Origin of the sequence: Nocardia bovistercoris, assembly GCF_015674855.1 — a bacterium.
Taxonomy (GTDB): domain Bacteria; phylum Actinomycetota; class Actinomycetes; order Mycobacteriales; family Mycobacteriaceae; genus Nocardia; species Nocardia bovistercoris.
On sequence record NZ_JADMLG010000012.1, the window covers coordinates 154,224 to 176,938 of the forward strand.

Sequence of the window (22,715 nt, forward strand, 5' to 3'; positions counted from 1 at the left end):
TCATTCCGAGTCGCGGGCCGATTCCATACCTGCCACGGACGGTGCGGTCGATCACCACCAATGCCCTCGATCGGTGTCGGGGGAACGGTGCGGCGGCGGTACGGCTCCTACGGTCTGCTCCCATCCACATGGCAGCCCGCAGGTGGCCCGCATCTCGGTCTCGATCCGACCCGAATCCAGTTCACGGACGGTCCGGGTGGCGGTGGCGTGATAGCCGCATCGCGGACACTTCGCGAAGAAGTCGACCACGTCCTCGACTCGTGCGCGCATACTTCGTCCTCCTGCACCAATCGACTCACAACAGGTCGACTGTTCCAGCTTGTGACTTCTGCCGAGGTAAGTCCAACAACTGCGGCGACAACCGATGGTTATGACTCGGATTACGCACCGATTCGAAGGGCCTTCGTCTGAACAGTCCATTGCTCGCCGATATGGAATCAGATACGGCAGCGACTGCCGCATTTGCGCGCCATCTGAATCCCGTTGTCCGCCAACAGTACCGAAGCAGCGGATTCGGGCAATCGGGTATCGACCGCCACTACCGGACCACGAGGTAGCCGCGCGCGGCGAGGGCCGCGAACAGTTTCCACATTCCCGAACCCGAGGTGGATCGTGCCCGGTGAGTTCGCAATGTCCGACCGAGCGTCGCGACCGCGGACAGCGTCGTATTCGAGAAGTTCCGGCGCAGAGCCTCGCCGGCACGAACCCCAGGTTTCAATACGTTGTGAAACCTTTTTTGTATCGGAGGTCATCGACGGCGATCGGCTGTGGTGTGGGCGTCGGCATGTGGAGGTCTCAACGGACGTGGTGCGTCATGCGAACGGCGTTGTATCGGGTGTTGTTTCGTGGCCTGTCAGCCTGCGGTCATGACGACCAATCGAGGTGGTCGGCCCAGAAGCGACCGGGCGCACCGGGCGATCCTGCAGGCGACGCGTGATCTGCTGGCCGAGAGTGGCTACGAGGCGCTGACCATCGAAGCCATCGCGGCCCGTGCCGGGGTCGGTCGCCCGACACTGTATCGCTGGTGGTCGTCGAAAGCCGCTGTGGTCGCCGAGGCGGTGACCGAGGGGTTGATGGACAGTGAGGTTCTCGCCCCGCCGGACACCGGAGACTTCGCGGCGGACCTGGCCACATGGTGGGAAGGTCGGTTGCGACTGCTGCGCGATCCGAGGGCGGCTGCGATCCTGCGAGGCTGGACCGCCGCCTCGGCGGAGAGCAACGAGGAGGCGGATCGCCTCTACGCCTTGATCACCGGCCCGCTACGGCAGGCGCTGGCCCGGCGGTTCGCCGTCGCGGTCGAACTCGGCCAGATCCGTTCGGATGTATCTCTGGATGCCCTGTCCGAGACCCTCTTCGGCGGACTGCTCTATCGCGTGCTCACCAGGGTCACGCATCAGCCCGCCGGGCAGGTCATCGATCTGCTCCTGCGCGGCATCATCCGGTGACGGCGCCTTCGGCGCCGGACGCACCTCGAAATCGCGCTGTGCACAGGATGATCGAACAATCCGGTCGCGAACCGGCACGGGAGGTCCGCTCGGAGCGGCTCGGCCCGGAGTGTCGCGCGCGGCACCTCCGTCAGCAGGCTGCGCGAAGACCTCGGGCCCGGCTGGTCGGGTGGTCCGCTGTGGGTCCACACCGACCACCCGTTCGTGGTCGGAGTCCGCGGCGGAACCATGTCCATGCCCGTTGGCAGGCCGAGATGGAATCAGTCGATCCGGTACCCATCGGGCGTGGCGGTGACATCGGTGACTTCGCCGCGCGGACGACCGCACCGGCGCTCGCATCCCGACCAGTGCTGACGGCCGCCCACCGTGATCTTGCCGGCGGATATCGGCTCGGTGGGGTGGGCGGTCTCCCCATCGAGGACGCGGCCGGAGGTGACGGCGTCGGAGGCGTCGGCCCGGACATCGGTGTGCGATTTCGCGCATCCGGGCAGGCCCGCACACGCGCTGACCCGCAGCCACGGGGATTCGGCATCGAAGATCAACCCCATCGGAGCCAGCACGCGCACCACCTGTTCGGCGGCCCATTCGTCGAGATCGGTGACGAGTAGACCGCGCCACGGGGTGACGAGAATCGGATGGTCGACCGCGGCGACGAATTCGGCGGTGCGCGCGGGCAGCGTGCCGAGTCGCACGCCCGCGCCGAGCGTGACCGCGCCGTCGTCCTGGGTCAACCAGCCGATCGGATCATCTTGTGCCGCAGTAAACTCGAGGGGTTCGACGGCGGGTGTCAGGCCGAGGTGGTCGAGTACGCGGGCGGGACCGTCGGTGATGTCGTGCAGCCGCCACTGACCGGAGTCGAGCGCGAGAAATCCGCGGGCGGCGGTCAGGAGCACGTCGACCGCGGTGGCCGCGCCGATCCGCACCCCGCTGTCGCGGCCCGCGAGCACCAGCGCGAATTCGTCGGCCCCGACGGCGTGCACTCCGATGTCGCCGGACAGCGCGCTCACATCGCCGCGCCCGTCGTCCAAGGTGATCAGCACCCGCCCCGGCAGCTCGGCGAGTTCCGGTGCGGCACACAGACCCTCGTCCAGTGCGACGACCAGATCACGCATGTCGGCCAGTCCGCCGAGACGTCCCGACAGCGGTGAGGCGACGATATTGCGCACCCGTTCATGGGTGCGGCTCGGCAGCAACCCGGCGGCGGTGAGCCGATCGGTGAGCGCGGCGGCGTCTCGGACCCGGCGCAGCTGGAGGTTGCCGCGCGAGGTGAGTTCGATGTTCCCGTCGGCCAGGTCGGTGGTGATCGCGGCGAGTTCGGCCAGCCGCGCGGGAGTCAGCTGCCCGCCGGGCAGGCGGATGCGGGCCAGCGGGCCGTCGGCCGCTCGGTGCAGCCGCAGCACGCCGGGGCAGGAGTCGGGAGCGCGTCGGGTCATGGCACCGCCAGCCTACGGCGCGCCGTTAACTCGCGACGGTCTGCTCCTGCCGTTCCGAGGTGGGGACGGCTGCGGCCGGTTCGGGGGTCCGGCGACGGCCCGGCGCCCAGATCGCGATGCCGACCGCGCCGACCAGGGTCAGGCAGCCCAGTGCCACGGCGGAGTGGTGCATGCCGTACACGAACGCTTCGCGGGCGAAGTCGGCCAGCGGTTGCCCCGTCGGCCCCGCGCGTTCGGCGACCTGTAGCGCGGCGGCCAGCGAATCCTCGACCGGGCCCCTGGCCTCCTCGGGCAGGCGGGGCAGCGCGGGCGCGATGCGGTCGCTGTATCCGGCGGCGAGCACGCTGCCGCCGACGGCGATGCCGATGGCCGCGCCGACTTCGCGCGCCGCGTCGTTGACCGCGGCGGCGACGCCGTGTTTCGCCACCGGAGTGCCCGCGATGATCGCGGCGGTGGCGGGTGCGGTGCACAAGCCGATGCCGGTGCTCATGATGAGCAGCGGCCACAGGATGTCGACGTAGGAAGCGTCGACGCCGACCCCGCCGAGGGCGATCAGCGCGATGCCGATCAAGACCAGACCGCCCGCGGCGGGCAGGCGCAGTCCGATCCGTTCGCTGAGCCGGGGCGCGAACGCCGAGATGGTGACCATCGGCAGCATCATCGGCGCCATGGCCAGCGCCGACACCAGCGGGCGGTAGCCGAAGATCAGCTGGAAATACTGCACGATCAGCATGAACATGCCGAACCCGACCAGGAACTGCAGCGCCACGATGGCGGTGCCGCTGCCGAAGCCGCGGTCGGCGAACAGGCGCACGTCGAGCAGCGGGTAGGCGACGCGCAGTTCGATCATGACGAACGCGATCGCCGAGACCACCGCGACGGCGGCGGCGACGAGCACCACGGGGGCGAGCCAGCCGCGCGCGGGCACCTCGATCGCCGCCACCACGATCGCGCCGACGGCCAGCGCGCCGGTCACCGCGCCGAAGGGGTCGAACGCGGGCCTTGCGCTGTCGGTTGATTCGGGGACGGTGAACGCGGCGATCGACAGGACGACGCCCGCGGCGGTCATGCCGACGAACACCGAAATCCAGGACCAGTACTCCAGCAGGATTCCCGAGCCGAGGATGCCGAGGATGGCGCCGACGCCCGCGACGCCCGCCCACAGCCCGATGGCCCCGTTGCGGCGCTCCGGGGGGAAGCTCGCGGTGATCAGCGACAGGGTGGACGGCATGACCAGGGCCGCGCCGACGCCCGCCAGGCCGCGCGCGGTGATCAGCCAGGTGGGGCTGTCGAGCAGCAGCGGCAGCGCGGATGCCAGCGCGAACACGATCAGGCCCGCGATGAGGGCCGCTCGGCGTCCGTAGCGGTCGCCGAGGGCGCCCGCGGGCAGTACGAGACAAGCCAGCGCGAGGGTGTATCCGTCCACGATCCAGGTCAGTTGGACCTGGCTGGCGCCGGTGTCGGCGGCGATCTCCGGCAGTGCCGTGTAGAGGGCCGCCATCGAGGCGATCACCAAGGTCACGGCCAGGCAGGACAGGGTGAGCAGCCAGCGATGCACGCCGGTCAGGCCACCGCGTCGGTTGACATCCATCGGGTCTCCGAAACTCTCGGTATCGCTGCGCTACTAGCAGTAGCATAAGTTCGCCGTGCACCGATAGCCCGCGTGACCTCGGCCACGTCCCGGCCCGGTCGCGGCTCGGCCTGCCCGCCGTATTCGCCCGCCGGACGAGGACAATGACAATGGAGCGGCGGTGCGGAAGGCTGTTGTCGATATGAACGGTGAGGGGTCGGTATGAACGGTGAGGATGAGGCCGCAATCGACCCCCGTCGCGTGCGCTCGCGCAACCGGCTGCTCGACGCGTCGGTCGCGCTCCTGAAATCCGGTGGGCTGGAAGCGGTCACCGTCGAAGGTGTGACCAAGCTCTCGAAGGTCGCCAAGACCACGTTGTATCGACATTTCGACAACGCCGTGCAGTTGCGGGCGGCCACGATCGAGCGACTGCTGCCGCCGGTGCTGGAGACCCCGCCGCCGGGACCGCTGCGCGACCGTCTCATCGCCCTGCTGGAACGTCAAGCCGACGCGATCCACGACGCGCCGCTGCAGATCTCCACCCTGGCCTGGCTCGCCACCGGCGCCGAGCGCGGCGCCGACAGCCCCGAACTCACCTCCCTGAGCCGCCGCCTCATCGACCAGTACCGGGTGCCGTTCGACCTGGTCCTCGACACCGCCGAGGCGCGCGCGCAACTCGGCGACTTCGACATCTTCTTCGCGCTCTCCCAGTTGGTCGGGCCGCTGGTGTTCACCAAACTCATCGGCCTCGGCGCGCCGACGCACGCCCAGTGCGCCCAGATCGTCGACGACTTCCTCGCCGCGCGCGCCGCCGCCCGCACGGTCGCCGAATCGGACGCGGGACACCCGAGAATTCCGGGATTCGCCGCCGGGTAGCATCTGGTTGCTCGGCGGGCGACGAGGAAACCGGTGGAATTCCGGTGCGGTCGCGCCACTGTGAACAGCCAGACCCTCTCCGGCGAGCACCGCAACCCCCGATGGGCGCGTCACCCGAGGAAGGTCACCCGTGATCCTGCTGCTGTCCACGTCCGACACCGACCTGTTGAGCGCGCGCGCCAGCGGCGCCGAGTACCGCTGGGGCAATCCGGCCAGGTTGCTGGTGGCGGACCTGCCCGCGCTGCTCGACGGGGTCGACCTGGTGATCGTGCGCATCCTCGGCGGCAAGCGGGCCTGGGAGGACGGGCTCGACGCGCTGCGCGCCCACGGAATCCCGCTGGTCGCCCTCGGCGGTGAGATCGCCCCCGACGCCGAACTCATGGAATGTTCCACCGTGCCGGGCGGTGTGGCCGCCGACGCGCACAACTACCTGGCCGCGGGCGGCGCGGAGAACCTGCGCCAACTCCACAACTTCCTCTCCGACACGGTGCTGCTCACCGGACACGGCTTCGAACCGCCCGTGCACCTGCCGAACTGGGGCGAACTCGACCGCGCCGCGCGCCCCGCCGACGAATCCGCGCCCACCGTCGCGGTGATCTACTACCGGGCCCAGCATCTGGCGGGCAACACCGGCTACATCGACGCGCTGTGCGCCGCCGTCGAGGACGCGGGCGCCAGGCCGCTGCCGCTGTACTGCGCCTCGCTGCGCACCGCCGAACCCGCACTGCTCGACACCCTGCGCCGCGCCGACGCGCTGGTGGTGACGGTGCTCGCCGCGGGCGGCACCAAACCGGCCACCGCGTCGGCGGGCGGCGAGGACGAGGCATGGGATGTCGCCGCGTTGGCCGAACTCGACGTGCCGATCCTGCAGGGACTGTGCCTGACCAGCGGCCGCTCCCAGTGGGAGGCCAACGACGACGGCCTGTCGCCGCTGGATGTCGCGACCCAGGTCGCTGTGCCGGAATTCGACGGCCGCATCATCACGGTGCCGTTCTCCTTCAAGGAATTCGACGCCGACGGCCTGTCCACCTACGTTCCCGACGCCGAACGCGCGGCGCGAGTGGCTGGTATCGCCGTGCGCTACGCGCGACTGCGCCGAATTCCCGCGGCGGACAAGCGGATCGCGCTGATGCTGTCGGCCTATCCGACCAAGCACGCCCGCATCGGCAACGCGGTCGGCCTCGACACCCCGGCCAGCGCGATCCGGCTGCTCGACGCGATGCGTTCGGCCGGTTACGATCTCGGCGCGCCGGGGGAGATCCCGGGTCTGGCCGAGGGTGACGGCGACGCGCTGATCCACGCGCTGATCGCCGCGGGCGGCCAGGATCCCGACTGGCTGAGCGCGGAACAGTTGGCCGGCAACCCGATTCGTCTGGGCGCGGCTACCTACGCGCGCTGGTTCGACACTCTGCCGCAGGATCTGCGCGAGGCCGTGGTGCAGGCGTGGGGTCCGCCGCCGGGCGAACTCTACGTCGACCGCTCCGGCGATCCGGCGGGCGAGATCGTCATCGCCGCACTGCGTTTCGGCAATCTCGTGCTGATGGTGCAGCCGCCGCGCGGCTTCGGCGAGAATCCGGTGGCGATCTACCACGATCCCGATCTGCCGCCGAGCCACCACTACCTGGCCGCCTACCGCTGGCTGCGCGCGCCCGAGGCCGATGGCGGCTTCGGCGCCGACGCCATGGTGCACCTCGGCAAGCACGGAAACCTGGAATGGCTGCCAGGCAAGACCCTCGGCATGTCCGCCTCCTGCGGCACCGACGCCGCGCTCGGCGACCTGCCGCTGATCTATCCGTTCCTGGTGAACGACCCCGGTGAGGGCACCCAGGCCAAGCGCCGCGCGCACGCCACCCTGGTCGACCACCTGATTCCGCCGATGGCGCGGGCCGAGAGCTACGGCGACATCTCCCGCCTCGAACAGCTGCTCGACGAACACGCCAACATCTCCGCGCTCGACCCCGCGAAACTGCCCGCCATCCGGCAGCAGATCTGGACCCTCATGCGCGCCGCCGAAATGGACCACGACCTCGGCCTCACCGAGCGGCCCGACGAAGAATCCTTCGACGACATGCTCCTGCACGTCGACGGCTGGCTGTGCGAGATCAAGGACGTGCAGATCCGCGACGGCCTGCACATTCTCGGTCAGGCGCCGTCCGGCGAGACCGAACTCGACCTCGTGCTCGCCATGCTGCGCGCGCGTCAACTGTGGGGCGGCGAGCGCAATGTGCCCGGCCTGCGCGAAGCGCTCGGACTGGACGAATCCGGCGCCGCCGCACGCGTTTCGGTGGACACCGCCGAGGCCACCGCGCGTGCGCTGGTCGGCGCGTTGCAGGCCACCGGGTGGTCGGTGGACGCGGTGGACGGGATTCTGCGCGATTTCAGCGCCGCCATCACCGAATCCGCCCTCGGCGTCACCGAATCTGCCTCTGGTGTCGTAGGCTCCGAGGTCCGGCCCGCCGCAGGCTCCGAGGTCCGGCCTGCTGTGGAATCCGAGTTGCGGCTTGCTGCCGAATCCGTTCCCGGTGCTGCTGAATCCGAGGTTCGGTCCGTCGCGGAGTCCGAGGTCCGGCCTGCTGTGGAATCCGAGTTGCGGTTCGCTGCCGAATCTGCCCTCGGTGCTGTCGAGTCCGATTCGCGGCTCGCCGCGGTCGGCACGGTGCTGCGCTTCGCCGCTGCGGAGGTAGCGCCTCGAGTGCGTCAGACCGGGATCGAGATCGAGCGGGTGCTGCACGCCCTGAACGGCGGCTTCGTGCCCGCGGGGCCGAGCGGGTCGCCGTTGCGCGGCTTGATCAACGTGCTGCCGACGGGTCGCAACTTCTACTCCGTCGACCCCAAGGCGGTGCCGTCGCGGCTGGCCTGGGAAACCGGTCAGGCCATGGCGGATTCGCTGCTGCGCCGCTATCGCGACGACCACGGCGAGTACCCGCGCTCGGTGGGCCTGTCGGTGTGGGGCACCTCGGCCATGCGCACCTCAGGCGACGATATCGCCGAGGTGCTCGCGCTGCTCGGCGTGCGGCCGGTGTGGGACGAGGCCAGCCGCCGCGTCACCACCCTCGAGGCGATCCCGCTCGCCGAAATGGACCGCCCGCGCATCGACGTGACGGTCCGCATCAGCGGCTTCTTCCGCGACGCCTTCCCGCACGTGCTCGCCATGCTCGACGACGCGGTGCGCTTGGTCGCCGACCTCGACGAACCCGCCGAATCCAATTACGTTCGCGCGCACGCCGACGCCGATCAGGCCGAACACGGCGACCGGCGCCGCGCGACCACGCGGATCTTCGGTTCGAAACCCGGCACCTACGGCGCGGGCCTGCTCCAGCTGATCGACTCCAAGAGCTGGCGCACCGACGACGACCTCGCGCAGGTCTACACCGCGTGGGGCGGATTCGCCTACGGCCGCGACCTCGACGGCGCGCCCGCCGCCGACGACATGCGCACCGCCTACCGCCGAATCACTGTGGCCGCCAAGAACACCGACACCCGCGAACACGACATCGCCGACTCCGACGACTACTTCCAGTACCACGGCGGCATGGTCGCCACCGTGCGCGCGCTCACCGGCCGCAACCCCGAGGCCTACATCGGCGACAGCACCCGCCCCGACGCCGTGCGCACCCGCACCCTGTCGGAGGAGACCTCGCGGGTGTTCCGCGCGCGCGTGGTCAACCCGCGTTGGCTCGAGGCCATGCGCAGGCACGGCTACAAGGGCGCCTTCGAAATGGCCGCCACCGTCGACTACCTGTTCGGCTACGACGCCACCACCGACGTGGTCGCCGACTGGATGTACGAGAAGCTCACCGAGAGCTACGTTTTCGACGACGTGAACCGCAAGTTCATGGAGCAGTCGAACCCGTGGGCGCTGCACGGCATCGCGGAACGCCTCCTCGAGGCGGCCGAACGCGGCATGTGGTCGGCCCCGGAAGCCGAGACTCTGGATCGGCTGCGTCAGGTGTACCTGGAGACAGAAGGCGAACTCGAGTAGGCGAACGTCTGCGATGCGGGGTGCCGTAAGTAGCCGCGTCGGGTCGTGGGTTCGCGTCGACCGCCATACGTGCGGGGGCCTGCGTCGTGTCGCCCGCTACCGGCGTGCGGTGGAGACGTCCGGCGATCCGGTGCGGGGGTGCCGGTGTCCACCACGGCACCGGAGCGCACGGGTGCGCTGTCCGATGCCTGCCCGCCGCTGCGGCTTTCGTCGGCGATCGCCGATGTGTCGGGCGACTCCGGTGCGGACCTGCGGCACAGTAGCAGCGCCGACCACCCTGCGGCCCACAGCAGCAGGCCGTTGCGCAGCGTCAGCACGATTACGCCGGGCAGGCTTCCGGTGGCGACCCGGTCGTAGACGAACGGGAATTCGACCTGGGTCGCGAACGCGGCAGCGAGCAGTACCGCGAAGACGGGGCGTTGGGTCGTGCGGGGATCGAGGGCGCACACCGCGGCGACCGCGACCGCCCACACGACGTACTGCGGGCTGAGCACGCGACTGGTCACCATGACGAGCAGCACCGCGCACAACGCCAGATCCGCGACGGGCGGCCGATATCGCAGGCGCACCACGAGCAGCGCCGCGCCGCCGACGAGGGTGGCGAGCACGCATCCGCGCGCCACCGCCGACACCAGCGGACCCGACAGTTCCTCGGCGCCGTAGCGGTGCGTGATGGTCCAGCCGCCGTGGATCCACCGCGCGATCAGCAGCGGTGTGGCGGCGGGTGATTCGATCTGCAGGCCGCGTTCGGACTGGAACCGCAGGAACGACCACGCCCCCGGACTCCACGCCGTCAGCGCCGCCGCCGTCACGGCTCCGATACCGGCCGCCGCCGCACTCACCGGCCGCAGCGCACGCCCGCGCAGGCCGAGCAGCACCAGCACCGGCCACAGCTTCAGCAACGCCCCCGCCGCGACGGCCGCCCCCGCCGCCAGCGGCCTGCGCGTTACCCACAGCAGCGCCGCGATCGCCGCGACCGCGACCACGAGATCGATTCGCCCGTAACAGACTCGACCGACCAGCGCCACGCCGAGCACCCACATCCACGGCCCCCGCTGTGCCGATGCGCTGCCTTCGCGCGGTGCCGATGCGCTGCCTTCGCGCGGTGCCGATGCGCTGCCTTCGCGGCGTGCCGCCCGGATCAGCAGCGCCAATGCCCCCGCGTCGGCCGCGGCGACCACTGCGAAGAAGAACCAGTTGTAGGCGTGCCCGCCGCCGAGCAGCCACGGCGCGACCAGCAGCGCGCCGGTCAGCGGCGGATACTGCCACCGCTCGTCCGTGAGGGGGAACCCGTGCCCGGACACCATGTCCCCGGCCCAGGTCCGATACAGCGTGATGTCGGCGGCCGAGGCGTCCCACACGCTGTGCGGCAGCGCCGTCACCCCGGTGAACACCACGATGAGCAGACGCGTGACCGCCCACACCGCCCACACCTTCGCTACCAACGACAGCCCGCGCACAACGCCGCAGCCTAGCCGCCGCTACGCCGAAATCCTCGGTGGGGGAGGCTATCCCGCACGGTCGGGATCGGGTAGGTTTCGTTCGCGGCGGTGCGGGCATTCTCGGCGAGAAAGTCTTCCGCCCGCCGGGCGACGGGGAGGTGCGGTCCTGGACACACTGTGGAATTTCGTCGTCACGCGCAGGCATCAACTGGCCGTCGACTCGTATCTGCACGTGTCGGCGGTGGTGCAGTCCCTGCTCCTGGCCACCGTCGTCGCCGTGCTGATCGGGATCGCGGTGTACCGCAGTCCGCTCGGCTCCTCGGCGGCCACCGCGGCGGCGAGCGCGGCCCTGACGGTGCCCTCGTTCGCGCTGCTCGGCCTGCTGATCCCGATCTTCGGGCTCGGGGTCGGGCCGACCATCATCGCACTCGTCGTCTACGCACTGCTGCCGATCCTGCGCAACACCATCGTCGGACTCGACTCGGTCGACCCGTCGGTGACCGACGCCGCGCGCGGTGTCGGCATGAACCGGCTGCGGGTGCTGACCGCGATCGAACTCCCGCTGGCGTGGCCGTCCATCCTGGCGGGCATGCGGGTCAGCGCCCAGATGAGCATGGGCATCCTCGCGCTCGCCGCCTACGCCAAGGGGCCTGGACTTGGCAATGTGATCTTCTCCGGACTGTCGCGCGTCGGCAGTCCGAACGCCGTGCCGCAGGCGCTGACCGGCACCGTCCTCGTCATCCTGCTCGCCCTGGCGTTGGACGGTGTACTGGTACTCGTCGGGCGCCTCACCACCTCGAGGGGAATCCGTGACCGACACTGAACCCGGCGCCCCGGCGGTATCCGGGGCGGAGATCGTGCTCGACGCCGTCACCAAACATTACCCGGGACAGCGCGATCCGGCCGTCGACCGAGTGTCGCTGCGCATACCCGCCGGCGAAATCGTGGTGCTGGTCGGCCCTTCCGGCTGCGGCAAGACCACAACCATGCGCATGATCAACCGTCTCGTCGAACCGACCTCGGGCACCATCACCATCGGCGGCGCGGACGTCACCGCCATGGACCCCGACCGGCTGCGCCGCGGCGTCGGCTATTCCATCCAACAGGCCGGGTTGTTCCCGCACCTCACGGTCGCCAAGAACATCGCGACCGTGCCGGGACTGCTCGGCTGGGACCGCCGCAGGATCGCGGCGCGCGTCGACGCCATGCTCGAACTGGTCGGCCTGGATCCCGCCGAGTATCGCGGCCGGTATCCGCGCAAACTCTCCGGCGGGCAGCAGCAGCGCGTCGGGGTGGCGCGCGCACTGGCCGCCGACCCGCCGGTCCTGCTCATGGACGAACCCTTCGGCGCGCTCGACCCGATAACCCGAGGCGCGCTCCAGGACGAATTGCTGAGCCTGCAAGCGGAACTCGGCAAGACGATCGTCTTCGTCACCCACGATTTCGCCGAGGCCGTGAAATTGGGCGACCGCATCGCGGTTCTCGGCGACCGCTCCCGCATTCTCCAATACGACACCCCCGCCGCGATCCTGGCCCGACCCGCCGACGAGACCGTCGCGGGTTTCGTCGGTACGGACGCCTCGCTCAAACAGCTCACCCTGACTCGCGTCGGGGAGGTCCCCCTCGAACGCGGGGCAACCGTCGGCACCACCGATTCCGTGGAAACCTTGCGCACGGCCTCGGGTGATCGGTCGACGGTGATCGTGCTCGACGAACGCGGTAGGCCGCTGCGACGCGTCACCGCCGCCGAGGCGCACACGGCATCGACGCTCGACGCGGCGGGCACGGCTGTCGAGGCGACCGTGTCGACGGAGGCGACTTTGCAGGCCGCGCTCGCCGCGCTGCTGGCCGAGGCGTCGGCGACCGCCGTGGTAGTCGCGCCTGACGGAGCCTATGTCGGGCTGATCACCGTCGAGACCCTCGTCGCGCATCTGTCGACACTGCGAGATTCAGTCCGGGGATCGACGCGTGACGAAGTCGAGAGTCCGGCGCCCGACCAGGCCGAGAGGCCATCGGAGGCCAAGGCATGACCGGCGTGACCGCTACCCGTGGCGCCCCGGCCACGCGCGATACCGCGCGTACGAAAAGCGAATTCACGCGACTGCTTGTGCAACCCGCCGTGGTGGCCCTGCTGACGGTCGGCGTCCTGGTGTGGGCGTTCGATCGGGACCTCACCGCGACCCAGAAGGCGAGCCTGAACGCGAACACCATCGCGACGGTCACCAGGGAACACATCCTCATCACCGCGGCGGTGGTGCTGATCGTCGTAGCGATCGGAGTCCCGCTCGGCACCGCGCTCACCCGCCCCGGATTCCGCCGCCTCGCACCGCTGTTCGTCGGCATCGCCAACGTGGGCGCCGCCGCACCCGCCATCGGCCTGATCGTGCTGTTCTATCTGCTGACCCGCACCACCGGATTCTGGATCGGCGTCGCACCCATCGCCTTCTACGCACTGCTTCCGGTGCTGCGCAACACGATCCTGGGCTATCAGCAGGTCGACCCGGTTCTGGTCGACGCGGGTCGCGGCCAGGGCATGTCGCCCGCGACGGTATTGCGGCGCATCGAATTCCCACTGGCCGTCCCCTACATCCTCGCGGGCCTGCGCACCGCCCTTGTGCTCGCCGTCGGCACCGCGACCTTGTCGTTCCTGGTGAGCGCGGGCGGTCTGGGCATCCTCATCGACACCGGATACAAGCTGCGCGACAACGTCACCCTCGTGGTCGGCGCGGTGCTCGCGGTCGCGCTGGCGCTGCTCGTGGACTGGTTCGGCGCCCTCGCCGAGGCATTCCTCGGACCGAGGGGACTGCGATGAGAACACTGCGCGCACTGGCGGCCACCCTCGGACTCGCGTTGATCGCGGCGTGCGGACTGCAATCGGGCGGCGCGGTGCCGCTGCGCGTCGGCCCGGGCAGCATCGCCCCGGTGCCCGACCTCGATGGCGTCCCGATCACGGTGGGTTCCAAGGATTTCACCGAACAGAACATCCTCGGCTACATCATCGAATTCGCACTGCTGGCCGCGGGCGCCGAGGTGCGCGACCTCACGAATATCCAGGGCTCCAACAGCTTGCGCGACGCCCAGGTGCACGGCCAGATCGATATCGCCTACGACTACACCGGCACCGGCTGGATCAACTACTTGGGCAAGGAGATTCCGGTGGCCGACGAGGCGGGTCAGTTCGAGGCCGTGCGCGCCGAGGACCTGGACCGCTACGACATGGTGTGGACGGCGATGGCCCCGATGAACAACACCTACGCCCTCGCCACCAGTCGCCGCGTCGCCGACCAGAACGGCATCCGCACCCTCTCGGACTACGCCCGCCTGATCGCGACCGACCCGGGCGCGGCGACCACCTGCGTCGGCACCGAATTCAACGTCCGCCAGGACGGATATCCCGGCATGGCGCGCACCTACGGCATCGACGTGGGCGCGGCCCGCCGCCAGATCGTCCAGGACGCGGTCGTTTACCAGGCCACCGCCGACGGCAAACAGTGCCGCTTCGGCTCGGTCGCCGCCACCGACGGCCGAATCCCCGCCCTCGACCTCGTACTGCTGACCGACGACCGCTCCTTCTTCCCGAAATACAATGCGGCACTGGTGATGCGCCGCGACTTCGCCGAGGCGTACCCGTCCGTCGCCGAGATCATGACACCGATCTCACGACTGCTCACCAACGAGGTCGCGACCGAACTCAACCGCCAGGTCGACGTCGAGGGCCGCGAGCCCGCGGAAGTGGCGCGCGACTGGATGATCGCCCGCGGATTCGTGACGAAGCCCTGACTCCGCCCGTCGCGATGTAGAGATCGGTTGCCTGCGGGTGGCTTCCGCTGGTTTTCCAGCCGTGCGGCGGTGAGGATGGATCCCACTGTTTCGGGTGGGAGGTCGGTGTGGCTTCAGGACGGGTACTGGCTCGCGCAGCCGTGCCGACGGCGGTAACCGCCGTGATCTCGACGGGGCCCGCGGCGGCGGTGAATTACGTGACCAACGGAGATTTTTCGCTGTGGATATGGGCGAGCGTCGCGGTGCTGATCATCGGGGTGTTCGCGGTGGCGTGGTGGACGCGATCGCTGCGATCCGCAGCCGCCGGCGGCGGGCGGGCACGGGGAATCCTGCTGCGAAAGGTCGAGGCCCGTGGCGGGCTTCTGGTTCACGGGATCCATTCTTCGGGGACCGCGGTCGAGGTGGATGGAGGTCGTTTCGGCGGGAATATCGAAGTCGACGGCATCACCGCGGGTGATGCCGCACACCCTCCGGTGAGCGGTACGTCGGGGTCCGCCGCGTCGATCTACGACTTCGAACGCGTCACCGTCGGAGGCGATTTGCGGATCACGCACCATCTCCACGTCGGCGTGGTGCCATCCGGCGGATTCCACGACGGCAGATCGCACTACATCTCTCAGGTACGTGAGTTCCTCGCCCCGGTGAACGGACTCCTCGACCGGGAACACGAACTCGGCGAACTCACCGATTTCTGTCGTGGGGAACAGCCTTACCTGTGGATCGAAGCGGAGCCGTGGGCGGGAAAGACCGCGCTACTGTCGTGGTTCACCCTGTCCCCGCCGTCGAAGGTGACGGTGATCGGATTCTTCGTCACCGATCGGCTCGCCGATCAGAACACCCACACCGCTTTCACCGCCGCGGTTCTCGGGCAACTCGCCGTTCTGCTTCCTGATCACCACGCATCGATCGCCGCGGCGACCATCGACCGCGACGGTCTGCGCGCCGAACTGCTCACCCTCGCGGCGCGCCGCGAAGCCGCCGCGGGTCGCCGGTTGGTGCTGGTCGTGGACGGACTGGACGAGGACACCGGCACACCACCGATCGTGACTCTGCTGCCGTCGCGACCGGATCCGAACCTGCGGGTCATCGTGTCCAGCCGCCACGGTCCGCCCCTGCCCATCCCGCACGGCCACCCCTTGGCCGATACCGCGCCGCACCCACTCGCCGCATCGCCGTTCGCCGCCGATATCCGGGCCAAGGCCCTCGCGGAACTCAGGGCTCTGCTGCGCGGCCCGGTCGAGCACCGTGACCTGCTCGCGTTGATCACCGCCGCCAACGGCCTGACCGCCTCCGAACTCGCCGATCTCACCGGTACGGCGCCGTTCCGGATCCATGAACTGCTGCACGTGGTCGCGGGCCGCAGCCTGCGCACCCTGTCCGCCTATTCCGGTCCCGACGAGGGTGACCCGGTGTACGCGCTCGCCCACGAGACCTTGCAGCGCACCGCCGAATCCGAGCTCGGCGTCGCCTACATCGGCACATGCCTCGAAGAGTTCCACGCCTGGGCCGATCGCTACCGCAACCTCGCCTGGCCCGACCGCACCCCCGACTTCCTGCTCCGCCGCTATTTCACGGTCTTGGACAAGCACGACGACCTTCCGCGCATGACGGCCGCGGCCGTCGATGCTGCCCGGCACGACCGGATGCGCGCGCACACCGGCGGCGACGCGATCGCGCTCGACGAGATCCGCACCGTGCAGCACCACATCCGTGAACAACCCGATCCCGACCTGTTCGCCACCGCGCGCCTCGCTCGCCATCGCGACGACCTGCACAACCGCAACGAGTACATTCCCACCGAGTTGCTGACGCTGTTCGCCCGGCTCGGCCGACTCGACCGCGCTGAAGCCCTCGCCTACGGCATTCGCGATCCCGAACGTCAGGCGAAGGCATTCGCGCATCTGGCCGAAGAAGTGCGCGATACCGATCCCGCGAGCGCGGTCCGACTCGCCGATCGGACCGAAACCCTCATGGACCGATATATGCGGCCGGAGGTGGAGATCGAGGTTCTCGTCTGCCTGGCGGCGGTGCTGATGACGACGAACACTGAGCGCGCACTCGAATTCGTAGAGCGTGCCGTGACTCTCGTCCCGAAGGTCTCGCTGCCGGGCCGCCGCGCGGACGTGTTCGATCAGCTGGTGGCGGTGGTGGCACGCGCGAATCCGGATCGTGGGGAAGTCATCGCCGAGCGCACCGATCCCCGGCAGTGGCGTGCGAGGGCTTACGTCGAGCTCTGCGCGGCGGTGGTGAGTGCGGACCCCGAGCGAGCCATGGATCTCGCGGACCGCGCGGAGGCCCTCGTGGGCAATCTCTACGATTGGAAAGCGCGGTACGGTGTCCTCCCTCGGCTCGCTGCGGTGATCGCGCGAACGGATCCTGAGCGCGCGGGTCGCCTGGTCGAGGAGACGGAATCCCATCTCGGGAGCCTGCGAGACCCGTCGGATCTGGTCGAGATGTTGACCCAGCTCGTCGATGCGACGGTGGAGTCGGATCGCGACCGTGCCGTTCGCTACAGCGACCGCGCCGAAATTCTGGCGCGCGCCTTGTCTGTCTGGTGGCAGCGTTCGACAGCCTTCGCGCGGTTGGCCGTCGCCGTGGCGGGGTTCGACATCGACCGCGCCGAAGCCTTGACCGCAGAGGTCCTCAGTCCGGCACAGCGCGCCGATACCCTCGCGCGGCTCGCGGTCGCGATGGTGGGCACGGATACGAACCGTGCGGTTCGGCTCGCGGATCACGCCGAGAAGCTCACCCGAGAATCCCGCCCGGCCGCCCTCGCGGCCGAATCCCTTATCGCCCTGGCGAGGACGGTGGTCGGGACGAACGCCCCGCTCGCTCGGCGGCTCATCGATCGCGCCGATCCGTGCACCGACGCCATCCTCGACTCGCGGCCACGGATCAACGCACTTGCCCGCACGGCCGCGATACTGGCCGGGATGGATGTCGAGCGCGCTCACCGAGTCCTCGACCGCGCCGAGGTCGTCGCCGACGATATTCCCGATCCAGCGGACCGATGCGCCGCGCTGAACTTTCTGGCCCGCCATGCCATCGATGTCGACCCCGACCGCGCCGAGCGGATCATCGACCGCGCGGCGAAGGTTTCCGAGCGCATTCGCGAGCCGGACAAGCGAGCGTTCGCTTTCGCCGATGTGGCGAGCGCGATGGCGCGAGTGAATCCGAACCGAGCCGAGTCGCTGATCCAGGACCTTCCCGGGCTGTACCGGTCCGAGGCGCTGGCCCACCGGGCGATGTCGTTGTGGCCCTCCGATTCCGACCGGGCCGCCGGGCTCATCGACCGCGCGGAGGCCGACCTCCGAAGTGGTGTCCACCGGATCGAATACCCGAATGCCGTCGCTCGAGTGGTCCCCGTGCTGGCGAATTTCGATCCGGCCCGCGCCGAGGCTCTCGTCGCGAGCATCTTCATCCCCGAAGACCGCACGCCAGCGCTCGCGAACCTGGCCGTCGCGCTGTCTGCCCGCGATCCCGATCGCGCCGAAATCCTCGCCGACAGCATCGTCGAAGGGTTCGTCCATTCGAACGCGCGGGCCTCGGCGTTCACGAACCTCGCGGCGGCGGTGGCCCCGCTCGACCGGGACCGGGCTGCTCGGCTCAGCGTGCGCGCCGAAGCCCTCATCCTCGACCGCGCCACGTCGTATCACCAACCCGAGGATCTGCTTCGCCTGGCCGTGGTCGTGGCCGGTATCGAACCCGAGAGGGCGATCGGACTCGTCGACCGCGCCGCCGCTCTCGCCCGCGACATGCGGAGCCAGCTGCTGCAAGCGCACGTCTTCACCGACCTCGCCGCGGTCGCGGCTGTGCTCGAGTCCGGTGCCGACGAATCCATCGAGCAGGGCATCGTGAGCCGACGTTCGACGGCACCGTCCGACGGCGCCGAGGGAAGCCGAAGCAGGCGCTTCCTGGCGCGCGCATGGTCGCTCGACCGATGGGATGTCCCACTGAAGGTTCTGCCGCTCATCGACGCGCCACTGCTGCACGAATTGGTCACCGAGTTGCTCGACGAATAGCGCAGGCCGAGCGGTAGCGCGATGTGGATTCGCGACTTGCGCTGTAGTTCTCGTCGGACAGTCGGCGACGAGCGTGGGTTCGCCCCGCGATGTGGCGTGAATTCGTCACTCCCGCTGTAGGTCCAGCCGGGTCGGTCGACGAACAGCGCCGGATCAGCCGTGGTGTGACGTGGATTCGGTACTCGCGCCATAATTCTCGCCCGGTTGGCGCAGGCGTGCGGCGAGTCCGTCGAGCGCGCAGACCAATCCGAAGTCGAAGGCGATCTCACGTGCCGTCGCGTCGTGGATGGGCGGCGCGGCGCGGTATTCGGCGACCATCTCCGGGTAGTCGCCCGCGAGTTCGAGGGTCTGCTCGATGAGCGCGTCGCGGGCGTCGTCATCGCCGCCGAGGGTTGTGCGCCAGGCGATTTCGGGGATGACCTGGCCGAGGACGAAGCACATGACGGTGCCGCTGGCCAGGTAGACGTCGATCCCGGTGAAGCCCGCGCGCACGAAGGTGCGGCGCAGCCGATCGGTGAGGCGCAACGAATTCGGACCCATACTCGGCAGGTGCCCGACCAGCGAGGCCGACCAGGGGTGGGCGATCATCGCGTGGCGCAGGCCGTGCGCGAACGAGGTGACCACCTCGCGCCAGGACGCCTGTTCGGGTTCGAGGATGTCGAGGGTGCCCCAGAACTCGTCGAGTACCAGTTCCAAGAGTTCGTCCTTTGTGGCGACGTGCCAGTACAGGCTGGTGGCGCCCGCGTCGAGCGCGGCGCCGAGTTTGCGCATGCTCAGCGCGGCCAGGCCCTCGGCGTCGAGTATCTCCATGGCCGCGGCCACGATCTGCTCGCGGTCGAGTCCTGAGGCCCTCGCCTGACGGGGTTCGCGGGTCCATACCGAGGAGAACTGCTTGCTCACGTCACCGATCCTAATTCGCTCGCACGCCGTTCGAGATTATCGTACAGTGTGCGAGTGACCTCGAACGCTGTACGAGACCCGCGCCGCTGGTGGATCCTGGTGGTGCTGTGCCTGTCCCTGCTGGTTCTGATGATCGACGGAACGATCCTGAATCTGGCCATCCCGTCCCTCATCACCGAACTCGGCGCGACCCCCGCCGACATCCAGTGGATCCTGGACGCCTACGTCCTCGTCTTCGCCGGTCTCCTGTTGACCGCGGGCAGCCTCTCCGACCGCTTCGGCAGACGCCGCGTCCTGATCATCGGCCTCGCCGTCTTCGGCGCGGCCTCCCTCGCCGCCGTGCTCGCCACCGAACCGTGGCAGGTGGTCGCCGCGCGCGCCGCCATGGGCGTCGGCGGATCACTCATCATGCCCTCGACACTGTCGATCCTCATGACCACCTTCGCCGAGGACGAACGCCGCACCGCCATGGCCGCCTGGGCCACGGTCTCCATGGTCGGCATAGTCGCGGGCCCCACCCTCGGCGGATTCCTGCTCGAACACTACTGGTGGGGTTCGGTGTTCCTGCTCAACATCCCGGTCGCCGCACTGGCCATCGCCGCCGCGCTCGTCCTCATGCCCGAAACCACCGGCGAACAGCGCCCCGTCGACATCATCGGCGTCACCCTGTCGATCCTCGCCCTCGGCGCCACCGTCTTCGTCATCATCGAACGCGAATGGAACATCGCCATGATCGCGCTCGCCATCGCCGCCGCCCTCGGCTTCGTGGTCTGGGAGGCCCGCTCCGACCACCCCATGCTCCCGCTCGGCGTCTTCGCCCACCGCGACTTCACCGGCACCGCCCTCACCCTCCTGCTCATGGTCTTCGGCATGGGCGCGGTCATGCTGATCCTCACCCAATACCTCCAATTCGTCCTCGGCTACAGCCCCATGCGCGCAGGCCTCGCCCTGCTCCCATACGCGATCGCGGCCGCCATCTGCAACGGACTCGGCGCCACCCTCGGCAAGAAGATCAGCAACAAAGCCCTGATCGTGTCCGGCCTACTGGTAATGGCCGCCGCATTCGCCGTCCTCGCCATCGGCGAAAGCTACCCGTGGATCCTGGCGAGCATGCTCATCATGGGCGCGGGCGGCGGCCTGGCCGGGCCCGCCGCCTACGCCTCCATCATGAACGCCATCCCCCTCGAACACGCGGGCGTAGGCTCCGCCATGAACGACACCCTCCAACAGGTGGGCATGGCGATCAGCATCGCCGTCCTCGGCAGCGTGCTCGCGGGCGTCTTCACCGACAACATGCCCACCGACATCCCCTCCGCGGCACGCGAATCCATCGGCGCGGCGTTCGCTCTCGGCTACATGGAACCCGCCAAGGAGGCGTTCACCGCCGCCATGTCCGCGGGCGCCTGGATCAGCGCGGGCTTCAGCGTCGCCGCCGCCCTCCTCGGTCTCGCCCTACTGCGCACCCGCCGACCCGAACCCGCCCCCGCCGATGAAGAAGTCGAGATCGAGGCAGTCTGAATCGGCGTCGATGGTCGGGCTGACAAGATGTGAACCCTGCCAGACGGTCGGGCGCTACCGCACGGTTCCGGCTGACACTCGGACGGCAGCGACTCGCTGTCAAGACTGGAACAACTGGCACGCTTGGTGTCGAATATACCTACCGCGCTATGAAGTCCACGAAAGTCTCGACATTGCCAGGCTGCATTCCGGTATCGGTCAAGACCTTGAAATCGCACCGGCTCCGTAGGCCGTACCAGCGTCCTCTGTCGATCCGAACGCTCGAGTGGAGCAGATAGTCACGCGGAATGTCGAGATGACTGTCCGAGTATCCCGAGATGCCGTTTATTGTCGTGCGGCAGCTCATCGACCCGTAGGCAACATTCTGCGTCGAGGGCGTGAGCTTCAGAGACCAGGCGAGAGTGTCTGTACTATAGTCCATCTGGCCTGTGAACCGAGCGACGTTGTTCTGATACTCTTTGTACGGCTTGCTCCGTGTGAACTCGAGGTTCGCAGGATTAGGTTCCACGGTCGCTGGCGCGGCAATAATCGATAGTGCGGTTGTCGCTGACAATCAACGCCAAAGAAGCTTATTCACTTGTTCCCCCGTGTGTATTCTGTTTAAGATTCGACCCAGGTTATCAGCACCGCACGTCGATCGTGCGAGTCTTGCTGGGCGAATTCGTACTCGACGTCCACAACATCCCCTAGATTGATGTCGTCGAGTTTTCTCCCGCGCAGGGAATCCAGGCCGAACCAGATTTGATAGCCGGTCGTGGATTCTACGATCCCGGTGGCGCGCTTCCTATTCCAGCGCCAAATCTTGCCGCGCGCAGTGTGAACCCCCTCAGTCTGCATACGACGGAGGCTACGGGGTTCACACCTCCGCTGCAATCCGCCCCGAATCCGGCACCAACACTTCTCGTGGTGACGCCGAAAAGTTCCGGCGCGTAGGTGATCACGCACCCTTGACCTCAACTATCGTCGAGATCCCATGGTGGCGCGGAACGGCTCGGTCACCGCCGCCATGTCTGCGGGCGTCTGGATCAGCGCGGGCTTCAGCGCCGCCGCCCTGCTCGGTCTCGCGCTCCTGCGCACCCGTCCACCCACACCCGTCCCCGTCGATGCGGACGTCGAGATCGAGGCAGTTTGAACGAAGCGCCTTCGGGACGCCGGTGTGTGGCGATCAATTGGGCTGTCGGTCAGCGAATCCGGCGACCTTCTTGTCGCAGGTTTTCGATCCACACCTGCTGTACGGTGTTCTGTGAAGCCCGGCACGGGGGACAGGATCGCGGATCCTGCGAAAGCCAGCGTCTAGGAGATCGCAAGCGGTATGAATAGTAACCAACCGTTCATCTTGGAAATGGCTGTGCATATCGTTCTCGCGGAACGGGCCGACGATTTCGGACGTATTCGTTGGTTACGTTCTCAGCGTCAAGTTCAAACCATTGACCCCAACCACCTCGACCGTGCGATCGAGTTTGTGAAGAGGTTGCCGGACCAGTCGCGAGACGACTTGGAAAATTGGTTGTTCGAATACTACTCGATCGACGGATTCGTGAAAGGATACGCAGTGGATATTCCGGTCGCGGAAACCGTTTCTTCGCTATCGCAAAAGGCGCATACCTACTACCGTGATCTGCGGCGGGGATAGCGTCGCTCGGCGGCGTCATGGTCAGCGGCGGGTCCGGTTCGATCAGTTCCCGAACAATGCGGACAGGATCTGTCCTGTAAGTCGGGCAGACTGACGACATGCGGAACGATCTCA

At 68.5% G+C, this 22,715-nt stretch carries 17 protein-coding genes and 1 riboswitch; of the genes, 11 read left to right on the forward strand and 6 right to left on the reverse strand.

Translation table 11 applies throughout. The features are described 5' to 3' along the window. Positions 1-51: 51 nt before the first annotated feature. Positions 52-270: a hypothetical protein gene (locus tag IT779_RS26380; protein ID WP_196152121.1), complete on the reverse strand. Its 219-nt coding sequence runs from the start codon at positions 268-270 to the stop codon at positions 52-54. Between the two features lie 596 nt (positions 271-866). On the opposite strand from IT779_RS26380, the gene IT779_RS26385 reads away from it, so the two are divergent. Then, complete coding sequence (locus IT779_RS26385) at positions 867-1,445, forward strand: TetR/AcrR family transcriptional regulator (RefSeq protein ID WP_196152122.1); 579 nt, start codon at positions 867-869, stop codon at positions 1,443-1,445. Between the two features lie 260 nt (positions 1,446-1,705). Here IT779_RS26385 and cobG read toward each other — a convergent pair whose 3' ends face one another. After that, complete coding sequence (cobG, locus tag IT779_RS26390; RefSeq protein ID WP_196152123.1) at positions 1,706-2,878, reverse strand: precorrin-3B synthase; 1,173 nt, start codon at positions 2,876-2,878, stop codon at positions 1,706-1,708. Positions 2,879-2,903: 25 nt separating this feature from the next. Beyond that, positions 2,904-4,469 (reverse strand): MFS transporter, encoded by a 1,566-nt coding sequence (locus tag IT779_RS26395; RefSeq protein WP_196152124.1) that lies wholly within the window; start codon positions 4,467-4,469, stop codon positions 2,904-2,906. 201 nt (positions 4,470-4,670) lie between these two features. Here IT779_RS26395 and IT779_RS26400 point away from each other — a divergent pair, with 201 nt between their 5' ends. Beyond that, complete coding sequence (locus IT779_RS26400) at positions 4,671-5,324, forward strand: TetR/AcrR family transcriptional regulator (protein ID WP_196152125.1); 654 nt, start codon at positions 4,671-4,673, stop codon at positions 5,322-5,324. Continuing rightward, a riboswitch (cobalamin riboswitch) is annotated at positions 5,301-5,422 on the forward strand. It overlaps the preceding gene by 24 nt. 32 nt (positions 5,423-5,454) lie before the next feature. Then, positions 5,455-9,306, forward strand: a complete 3,852-nt coding sequence (gene cobN / locus IT779_RS26405; RefSeq protein WP_196152126.1) for a cobaltochelatase subunit CobN — start codon at positions 5,455-5,457, stop codon at positions 9,304-9,306. On the opposite strand, the gene IT779_RS26410 is transcribed toward cobN, so the two are convergent. Beyond that, complete coding sequence (locus IT779_RS26410; protein WP_332838971.1) at positions 9,270-10,766, reverse strand: glycosyltransferase 87 family protein; 1,497 nt, start codon at positions 10,764-10,766, stop codon at positions 9,270-9,272. The two genes, cobN and IT779_RS26410, sit on opposite strands and share 37 nt — an antisense overlap. A gap of 148 nt (positions 10,767-10,914) precedes the next feature. Between IT779_RS26410 and IT779_RS26415 the strand changes: the two genes are divergently transcribed. The 5 genes from IT779_RS26415 (at position 10,915) to IT779_RS26435 (ending at position 18,550) form a co-directional block, all read left to right on the forward strand. Next, complete coding sequence (locus tag IT779_RS26415; protein ID WP_196152233.1) at positions 10,915-11,571, forward strand: ABC transporter permease; 657 nt, start codon at positions 10,915-10,917, stop codon at positions 11,569-11,571. Then, positions 11,558-12,778 (forward strand): ABC transporter ATP-binding protein, encoded by a 1,221-nt coding sequence (locus IT779_RS26420; RefSeq protein ID WP_196152128.1) that lies wholly within the window; start codon positions 11,558-11,560, stop codon positions 12,776-12,778. The genes IT779_RS26415 and IT779_RS26420 overlap by 14 nt, the downstream gene beginning before the upstream one ends. Beyond that, on the forward strand, positions 12,775-13,560 hold the full coding sequence (locus IT779_RS26425; RefSeq protein WP_196152129.1) for an ABC transporter permease: 786 nt from the start codon (positions 12,775-12,777) through the stop codon (positions 13,558-13,560). The genes IT779_RS26420 and IT779_RS26425 overlap by 4 nt, the downstream gene beginning before the upstream one ends. Continuing rightward, entirely contained in the window at positions 13,557-14,528 is a 972-nt protein-coding gene (locus IT779_RS26430) for a glycine betaine ABC transporter substrate-binding protein (protein WP_196152130.1), read from the forward strand. The genes IT779_RS26425 and IT779_RS26430 overlap by 4 nt, the downstream gene beginning before the upstream one ends. A gap of 107 nt (positions 14,529-14,635) precedes the next feature. After that, positions 14,636-18,550: a P-loop domain-containing protein gene (locus IT779_RS26435; protein WP_196152131.1), complete on the forward strand. Its 3,915-nt coding sequence runs from the start codon at positions 14,636-14,638 to the stop codon at positions 18,548-18,550. A gap of 153 nt (positions 18,551-18,703) precedes the next feature. On the opposite strand, the gene IT779_RS26440 is transcribed toward IT779_RS26435, so the two are convergent. Continuing rightward, a complete protein-coding gene (locus IT779_RS26440; RefSeq protein WP_196152132.1) occupies positions 18,704-19,450 on the reverse strand; it encodes a TetR/AcrR family transcriptional regulator in 747 nt (248 codons plus the stop codon). 54 nt (positions 19,451-19,504) lie between these two features. Here IT779_RS26440 and IT779_RS26445 point away from each other — a divergent pair, with 54 nt between their 5' ends. Then, complete coding sequence (locus IT779_RS26445) at positions 19,505-20,968, forward strand: MFS transporter (RefSeq protein WP_332838972.1); 1,464 nt, start codon at positions 19,505-19,507, stop codon at positions 20,966-20,968. Positions 20,969-21,568: 600 nt separating this feature from the next. On the opposite strand, the gene IT779_RS26450 is transcribed toward IT779_RS26445, so the two are convergent. Then, positions 21,569-21,805 carry a hypothetical protein gene (locus IT779_RS26450; protein WP_196152133.1) on the reverse strand — a complete coding sequence of 79 codons (237 nt, stop codon included), beginning with the start codon at positions 21,803-21,805 and terminating at the stop codon, positions 21,569-21,571. Between the two features lie 136 nt (positions 21,806-21,941). Here IT779_RS26450 and IT779_RS26455 point away from each other — a divergent pair, with 136 nt between their 5' ends. Together IT779_RS26455 and IT779_RS26460 are read left to right on the forward strand one after the other, a co-directional pair. After that, complete coding sequence (locus IT779_RS26455; protein WP_196152134.1) at positions 21,942-22,100, forward strand: hypothetical protein; 159 nt, start codon at positions 21,942-21,944, stop codon at positions 22,098-22,100. A gap of 180 nt (positions 22,101-22,280) precedes the next feature. Further along, positions 22,281-22,601 carry a hypothetical protein gene (locus IT779_RS26460; protein ID WP_196152135.1) on the forward strand — a complete coding sequence of 107 codons (321 nt, stop codon included), beginning with the start codon at positions 22,281-22,283 and terminating at the stop codon, positions 22,599-22,601. Positions 22,602-22,715: the final 114 nt, after the last annotated feature.

Coding starts and splice junctions, on each gene's coding strand:
- IT779_RS26380 (WP_196152121.1), bottom strand. CDS start 270: ATGCGCGCACGAGTCGAGGACGTGGTCGACTTCTTCGCGAAGTGTCCG.
- IT779_RS26385 (WP_196152122.1), top strand. CDS start 867: ATGACGACCAATCGAGGTGGTCGGCCCAGAAGCGACCGGGCGCACCGG.
- cobG (WP_196152123.1), bottom strand. CDS start 2,878: ATGACCCGACGCGCTCCCGACTCCTGCCCCGGCGTGCTGCGGCTGCAC.
- IT779_RS26395 (WP_196152124.1), bottom strand. CDS start 4,469: ATGGATGTCAACCGACGCGGTGGCCTGACCGGCGTGCATCGCTGGCTG.
- IT779_RS26400 (WP_196152125.1), top strand. CDS start 4,671: ATGAACGGTGAGGATGAGGCCGCAATCGACCCCCGTCGCGTGCGCTCG.
- IT779_RS26425 (WP_196152129.1), top strand. CDS start 12,775: ATGACCGGCGTGACCGCTACCCGTGGCGCCCCGGCCACGCGCGATACC.
- IT779_RS26430 (WP_196152130.1), top strand. CDS start 13,557: ATGAGAACACTGCGCGCACTGGCGGCCACCCTCGGACTCGCGTTGATC.
- IT779_RS26450 (WP_196152133.1), bottom strand. CDS start 21,805: ATGCAGACTGAGGGGGTTCACACTGCGCGCGGCAAGATTTGGCGCTGG.
- IT779_RS26455 (WP_196152134.1), top strand. CDS start 21,942: ATGGTGGCGCGGAACGGCTCGGTCACCGCCGCCATGTCTGCGGGCGTC.
- IT779_RS26460 (WP_196152135.1), top strand. CDS start 22,281: ATGAATAGTAACCAACCGTTCATCTTGGAAATGGCTGTGCATATCGTT.